The sequence below is a fragment of the Pontibacillus yanchengensis Y32 genome, assembly GCF_000770635.1.
Classification (GTDB): domain Bacteria; phylum Bacillota; class Bacilli; order Bacillales; family BH030062; genus Pontibacillus; species Pontibacillus yanchengensis.
On record NZ_AVBF01000108.1, the window covers coordinates 1 to 6,836 of the forward strand.

7 protein-coding genes are annotated in these 6,836 nt (G+C 38.8%); 2 read left to right on the plus strand and 5 right to left on the minus strand.

Annotation, left to right across the window (positions count from 1 at the left end; translation table 11 throughout):
• Positions 1 to 87 precede the first annotated feature (87 nt).
• On the minus strand, positions 88 to 525 hold the full coding sequence (locus tag N782_RS19985; RefSeq protein WP_036824643.1) for an SRPBCC family protein: 438 nt from the start codon (positions 523 to 525) through the stop codon (positions 88 to 90).
• A 139-nt stretch (positions 526 to 664) separates the two neighbouring features.
• Here N782_RS19985 and N782_RS19990 point away from each other — a divergent pair, with 139 nt between their 5' ends.
• Both N782_RS19990 and N782_RS19995 read left to right on the plus strand, forming a co-directional pair.
• On the plus strand, positions 665 to 1,129 hold the full coding sequence (locus tag N782_RS19990) for a GNAT family N-acetyltransferase (RefSeq protein ID WP_036824645.1): 465 nt from the start codon (positions 665 to 667) through the stop codon (positions 1,127 to 1,129).
• Positions 1,119 to 1,841: a class I SAM-dependent DNA methyltransferase gene (locus N782_RS19995; protein ID WP_036824648.1), complete on the plus strand. Its 723-nt coding sequence runs from the start codon at positions 1,119 to 1,121 to the stop codon at positions 1,839 to 1,841. The genes N782_RS19990 and N782_RS19995 overlap by 11 nt, the downstream gene beginning before the upstream one ends.
• Before the next feature lie 72 nt (positions 1,842 to 1,913).
• Here N782_RS19995 and glnA read toward each other — a convergent pair whose 3' ends face one another.
• From glnA to N782_RS20015, 4 genes are all read right to left on the minus strand, one after another.
• A complete protein-coding gene (gene glnA / locus N782_RS20000) occupies positions 1,914 to 3,224 on the minus strand; it encodes a type I glutamate--ammonia ligase (protein ID WP_036824651.1) in 1,311 nt (436 codons plus the stop codon).
• Positions 3,225 to 3,586: 362 nt separating this feature from the next.
• A complete protein-coding gene (locus N782_RS20005; protein WP_036824654.1) occupies positions 3,587 to 4,237 on the minus strand; it encodes a peroxiredoxin-like family protein in 651 nt (216 codons plus the stop codon).
• A gap of 368 nt (positions 4,238 to 4,605) precedes the next feature.
• Positions 4,606 to 5,673 carry an SDR family oxidoreductase gene (locus tag N782_RS20010; protein WP_036824656.1) on the minus strand — a complete coding sequence of 356 codons (1,068 nt, stop codon included), beginning with the start codon at positions 5,671 to 5,673 and terminating at the stop codon, positions 4,606 to 4,608.
• 29 nt (positions 5,674 to 5,702) lie between these two features.
• Complete coding sequence (locus N782_RS20015) at positions 5,703 to 6,506, minus strand: alpha/beta fold hydrolase (RefSeq protein ID WP_036824659.1); 804 nt, start codon at positions 6,504 to 6,506, stop codon at positions 5,703 to 5,705.
• Between the last annotated feature and the right edge of the window lie 330 nt (positions 6,507 to 6,836).

Sequence of the window (6,836 nt, forward strand, 5' to 3'; positions counted from 1 at the left end):
TAACCCTCATTAAGCATCGGACCAACCTAACCCAAATCATCTCGAATCCAAGTCTTCCAGATTATGCTTCTTATCTTGAAATTAGACCTAAGACATCGTCATGGCTTCTATAAACTCGTTTGAGTTCAAGGCTTTTTTCCACCCTGATTTAAGTAGGAAGCGAAGGAAAAATCCTTGCAGACCTTCAAAGCCAGAGTGATCCAGCTTTAATGTTGTACCAGCTTCTTCTTCGATAAGAGTCCAAGTCACAACGCTTGGCTTCTTTTTGAAAGCATCTCCACCAAATGTGTACACAAGTTTATGCGGTCTGTTTATCTCCTTGATCTCACAGTGCATCATACCGTCCCACGAACGCTTTGGTGTCGAGATGAATGTAAATGTATCACCAGGTTCTAATTCATCCATGTTTGAGTGTAAGTTATGCTTCGTGAACCATTTTTCAAGTGCAGCTCGATTGGTTAGTGCGAACCACACCTTTTTCATAGAGTGGTTATAGTGTTTTTCAATATGGATGTTACTACCCATGTAGATTAGATCCTCCCAGAAGTTATACTTTAGTTTGTATGAATATAAATGACTACTATTAGTTAATGGTAAGAAAAGATTAGTAGTTTGTAAAACGAGACGTACTCTGGAATGGGTGAAGGGAGAGGGATGTATAAAAATGGAGATATTTCCTATTACAAAAGCGACGCAGTATGTAGCGAAGCAAATTATCTTACAAGGGATGTATGAGCATTTTGGTTATATTGATGAAACGTTGAACCCTGATTTGCATGAGCCTCTGACTTTTTATGATGGTATAGACAATTTTCTCTATATCATGAAATATAATGGGTTGATGATATGTACAGGAGGGTTGCAAAGAGAGGGGCTTTACTCAGGAAGAGTAGTAAGGCTGTCAGTATTACAGTCATTTCGAGGGAACGGCTTTGCCAACCAAATGATGCATTACATAGAAAAGAAAGCAAGGTCTGAACACATGTCTTATATTAGAGTGGAAACGAACAAGGAGTGGACAGGTGCCATTTCCCTTTATCATTCTCTGGGTTATAAACTGAAGGAGGAAGATCAAACGAGGTGTCATTTTGTAAAACATCTACAGAAGGAGGAAGCGTATGGAATATAGAGGGTCAGCTGCTTATGACGATAATGAGTTCTTTGCTCAATTTTTAGCCCGTAGGAATCGAGAGAATAGCCCCAATAACATTATGGAAAAACCGGTGTTGCTACAATTAATTGGGGATGTAACAGACAAGCGTGTGTTGGATATTGGCTGTGGAGATGCGAGTTTTGCTAAGGAAATCAATTGTGCTCATTATGATGGTGTAGAAGGATCGGCTAATATGGTGAAAGCTGCAAAGGAAACCGTGGCTGATACGGACTATCATATCTATCATTCTTCCATGGAGCAATGGGACTATCCGGTAGATACATATGATGTCGTTGTTTCAAGATTAGCGTTTCATTATATAGAGAACTTAGAACCCATCTTCCATCAAATCTACCATTCCTTAAAAGAGGGAGGAAGGTTTGTGTTTAGCGTCCAGCATCCTGTATTAACATCCTCCTCTAAAAGTGCTTCAGGATCAAAGCAGGACTGGAGAGTAGATGATTATTTTCATACCGGTGAACGGATAGAACCTTGGATTCAAGAAAAGGTTGTGAAATATCATCGGACAGTAGAAGAGTACTTTTCGTTACTAATGGAAGCGGGATTCAACGTATATCAATTGAAAGAATGTACACCTGAACCGTCAAACTTTGCGAGCAAAGAAGAATATGAACGAAGAATGCGGATACCTTTGTTTTTGATGTTTGCTTGTGTGAAAGACAAGTAATACGAACATAAAAATAGCATGGGATTTCTACTAGAAATCCCATGCTTTATTAACACGAAGGTTCATTCATTATTAATGGTTCATATAGTGGTCGATTTCCCATTGACTTACTTGTAGGGAATAATCGCTCCATTCTTCCTCTTTTTCTTCAATAAATACGCAAGATGTATGCTCACCTAGTGCATTCATTAATAGACTGTCGTTACGCAATGCGTTGATAGCTTCTTTTAGGTTAGTAGGAAGTGTTGGAACGCTATCGTCTGAAACTTCATATAGGTTACGATATTCAGCCTCACCTGGATCCATTTCTTTGCGAATTCCTTCTAAACCAGCATGAATTAGTACAGCTAGTGTTAGGTAAGGGTTCGCTGTTGGGTCAGGATTACGAACTTCGAAACGAGTTCCTTTACCGCGTGTAGTTGGAACGCGGATCATACAACTACGGTTAGAGTGAGACCAAGCTACACTTACCGGAGCTTCATAGCCAGGAACAAGGCGCTTGTATGAGTTAACGCTTGGGTTAGAAATCGCTGCGATACCACTAGCGTGAGAAAGAATTCCTGCCATGAACTGTTTCATTGTAGTAGAAATTCCATCTTCAGCTGTATCATCATAGAATGCGCTGTCTCCATCCTTGAATAGGGATAGGTGACAGTGCATGCCAGAACCGTTTGCACCTGCAATTGGCTTAGGCATGAACGTTGCGTGATAGTCATGGTTCGTTGCTACGTCTTTCACAACGTTCTTGAAAGTTTGGATGTTGTCAGCTGTTTTTAACAAACTATCAAAGCGGAAGTTAATTTCGTGCTGACCAGCTGCTACTTCGTGGTGGTTTGCTTCCATATCAAAACCAAAGTCTTTTAATACGCGGACAATATCACGGCGAACCTTGTCACCTTTGTCTTTTGGAGAAGCGTCAAAATATCCACCTTTGTCGTTTCTTTGGCGCACTGGATAGCCCTCTGCATTAAGCTTGAATAAGAAGAATTCAGGTTCTGGACCAACATTTACAGAATAGCCCATGTCTTCAGCTTCTTGTACGGCGCGTTTCAGGATATAACGAGGGTCACCTTCGAATGGAGTACCATCTGGCTTGTAAATATCGCAGATAAAGCGAACCGTTTGGTCATCGTCAACTTTATTCGGAAGTACTTTGAAAGTGCTCAAATCTGGAACTAGATACATGTCACTTTCTTGTATATCTGAAAAACCAGAGATAGATGAACTATCAAACATGGCTTCGTTGTTCAGGACACTATCAATCTCTTCAATTGGTAGCTCAACGTTTTTTGTGTACCCTAGCATGTCTGTGAATTCTAATAGAATAAATTCAACCAGTTGATCTTTTACTTCCTGCTTAATGACGTCTTTAGTGTAATTCATAAGGACTCCTCACTTAAATAATTTTTAGATTTCTATACCCAACGTGTATGGATATGTATAATTTATTTTCTTATGTTAAGAATTCTAACACAGAATGTTATAAAACCAAACCCGTTATTTATAAAAAATACCCTAAAATTTTTAGAATAAACGAAAATTTTATAAAAAAGTGAGAGTTATAAATCAGAAAAAAGGCGTTATAGAGGTATTCGTATAATGATTGCAAAATGTGGTTGGTCGAATGAAAAAAATTAAGAATTTTGTGTGTGATAGATAAAAAACAGACAGATCTCGTTTAGATCTGTCTGTTTATCATCTACGCTGAAGCATTAGTTGGTACTTCAAGACGCTTGTGTGTTTATTTACACTTTTACCTTTTTCAACTCTTCTAGAACTTCAGAAGGTTCTGCACGGTCTTTATAGTCTGCTTTCGTATATTCATAAGCAATTGTGCCATCTTTACGAATGACATACGTTGCTGAAACAGGAAGAGTCCATGATTCATCTCCATTACTTTCGTCCACATTCAATCCTTTTTCTTTATACACATCCACTAAATAATCTGGTAAATGATAAACAAGGTTGAAGTCATCCGCTACTTGATTACCTTCGTCACTTAACACGTGGAACTCTAGTTCATCTTTTTCTTTGGTTGATAAGGATGCATCTGGTGTTTGTGGGCTAATTGCAATCAATTTGCCACCAGCTGCATGAACCTCATCCAGGATGTTTTGATACGCTTTCAGTTCCATGTTGCAGTAAGGGCACCATCCACCTCGGTAAAACGTTACAATGGCAGGCCCTTCCGCAAGGACATCGTATAGATTAACAGATTCCCCTTTTGCGTCAGGTAATGTAAAGTCCGGTGCTTCCTCTCCAGTACGTAACCCTTTTCCTTCAGAGGAGTTCTCTAGTTCTTCTATTGCTTTACTCATCTTTTCTTGCGTGTCTGCAGAAGCTTTTTGTTTAAATTGCTCAATGTACTCTTTAAATTGTTGGTTCATTGTTGTCATGGTAAGATGCTCCTCTCCAACTTTTTGGATGATGTTTTCATTTACACCATGAGTCTATCATGTTGTTCGTTGTACAAAAATGAATTCGCTCATGGAGGGAGGGGATGGGGGCATCATTAGACCCCAGCGCACGTCCGACCTCGGCTGGTGCGCCGCACGTGGCCAAAACCGTGGTCGCTCCTGATTTGGAAAAGTTGCTCCTATATCTGGATTCTCTCTCCAAAAAGTGAAAAGTTGCTCCTGAATTCAGAAACTCGCTCCAAATTCCGAAAACTTGCTCGCAAAGGCCCCCAGCCCAGCACACTGTAAACCACCAAAACAAAAAAAGACTTCCACATGGTAATCATGTAGAAGTCCAAGAAAATGTCCTACTCATTCACGGTGAAATAAGCGTTCACAATCATATTCATTGTTTGTTGAGATAGTTGAAGATGGTCGATGTTTGAAGTGGAGATTAGTTGTTGTGTGTTTTCATCTTTGAACTTTATAGCGCGTCCTAGATAAACGGCAAATACGCCAATCATTTGATTTAAACGTTGTTCGTCTTCTGTTAAATCGCTCAAATCCCCGATCTCACCTTGTTCGACAATTTCTAATTCCTCAAAGTTGAGGGCCTTCTTTAAAATTTGCAGCATATTATGGTTTGAAGGAGGGTTTGGATTGGTTATATGGTAAATCTTATTTCCCTCTGCACTTTTAACAGCATGGCCAAGAATGTCGGCTACATAATCGACAGGTACAAAATTGGATGTTCCTGTACTGGAGGCAATGACACGGTACGTTTGATTTTCATCGTTCGAACGCTTGACCCGTCTGCGGAACAAATCCAACGCTCTCATAAATCCATATAAGGTGAAGTGAGAATCAGCCTCTCCTGTTTTGGAATCTCCCACAATAATCGAGGGTCTGAAAATGGAAACTTCCATTTCTCCTTGATAGGAAAGGGCGAGATGTTCTGACTTGATTTTGCTTTCTTCATAAGGGTTATGAGCTGGGTTATCCTCTGGGTAAAGGGACTCAATCCCTGTTTCACGTGTGCCCACTGTGTATGCAGTACTAACATAGAAGAACTTTTTAACATGCAACTTTGCAGCTAGTTCTAGAGCGTGTTTTGTTCCTCCGTAATTAATGTTAAAAAGCTCTTCTCGTAAATCAACATCAAATTTAACAAGCGCAGCTAGATGGTAAAAGATATCGATATTCCCTTGTAACTTGTCCACTTGATCATCGGTGAAGCCGAAGTTAGGGAGGGTGATATCTCCTTCAATAATTTCGATGCGTCCCTGTTCCTCAGGTGAGAACGACGTAGCTAGCATATCGTTTGCTTTTTCCACATTGCGTACCAGGACGTATAAATAATGTTCTTGGTCTTGTACTAAATTTTTAATAAGTTTCTTGCCTAAAAATCCTGTGGACCCTGTTAAGAAAATATTCATTTTTGTTCAACTCCCCTGAAGTGATCAATCTAAGAGGCGTCTTCTGTTAGAGTTTTGTTTTTATTCAAAAATGCTAAAGAGAGCCGATTAAATTCTTCACTCTTTTCTATATTGCAGACATGTCCGCAGTCTTTTATGATCTCAAGCGTTGTATTCTTAACGCCGTGAAGATCACGCTTTAATAGCTTCACGAAAAGGTGGTCTTCCTTGCCAGAGATGTAAAGCTTGGGTATGATTTTGGCTGTTTTTCCAAAACATTGTACAGGTTTATTATGAAAATCGAGGAAGTTTTTATACCATTGTAGAAAATCTTCTCTTCTCATCTTCTTAGCTTCCTTGATAAACATATTTCTGGATAATTTATGGTTTGACTTTGGCATCATGATATAAGCGAATAGATGATATAACCATATATACGGAGTAATATGTTTTATGAGATTTCCTGTATTTAGTAGCAACTTGGAAAAGGGTGAAAATCTAGTTATACTACCACCCATCACTGCACTCTTAACTATCGATGGGTAATGATTCATTAATTTATTAATAATGATGGACCCTAATGAAATTCCAACAAAATGGGCCTGTCTAATATTTATATGCTGAAGTGTTTTGTACACTTCGGATGCAACGAGTGTAAAGTTGAATGTGTTTTTGTACGACGTCGTCTTTGGTGATGTTCCATGCCCGGGTAAATGAAGAGAGATAACATTATACTCTTTCGCATAGGCATCTACTTGCTTATGAAAAATCCGAGAACTACCCCCGATTCCGTGCAATAATACAACATCTTCACGGTCTCTTTGACGAGTGTTATGAAAAATATATTCTAACAATGCATGTTCCCCTCTCGATGTATCTATAACTCTTCCTATTATAGCGATAAAAGGCTGTCAAATGAAAGGGTTTTTACAAGAAAATTCGTTTTCAGTAGTAAATATACCTTTCGTATACCCTATTAATGGGATTGTATACTTATATTGCTAATTTTTATACAGTTCTATTGTAAATCAATGTAGACGATGTACAAAATAATGGTGTTTTAAATAAAGGCTATGTTAAAGTTTGTTGTTTATATAATTGAAGTATTATGTTCTTCTATATAAGCACCATTATGTTGAAGACTTGGATTCGAGATAGTTTTGGGAGGATGGGTCCGATCCTTT

What these genes read in the sequence shown, in the direction of transcription:
- N782_RS19985 (WP_036824643.1), bottom strand. Translation starts at nt 525, where the DNA reads ATGGGTAGTAACATCCATATTGAAAAACACTATAACCACTCTATGAAA.
- N782_RS19990 (WP_036824645.1), top strand. Translation starts at nt 665, where the DNA reads ATGGAGATATTTCCTATTACAAAAGCGACGCAGTATGTAGCGAAGCAA.
- N782_RS19995 (WP_036824648.1), top strand. Translation starts at nt 1,119, where the DNA reads ATGGAATATAGAGGGTCAGCTGCTTATGACGATAATGAGTTCTTTGCT.
- glnA (WP_036824651.1), bottom strand. Translation starts at nt 3,224, where the DNA reads ATGAATTACACTAAAGACGTCATTAAGCAGGAAGTAAAAGATCAACTG.
- N782_RS20005 (WP_036824654.1), bottom strand. Translation starts at nt 4,237, where the DNA reads ATGACAACAATGAACCAACAATTTAAAGAGTACATTGAGCAATTTAAA.
- N782_RS20010 (WP_036824656.1), bottom strand. Translation starts at nt 5,673, where the DNA reads ATGAATATTTTCTTAACAGGGTCCACAGGATTTTTAGGCAAGAAACTT.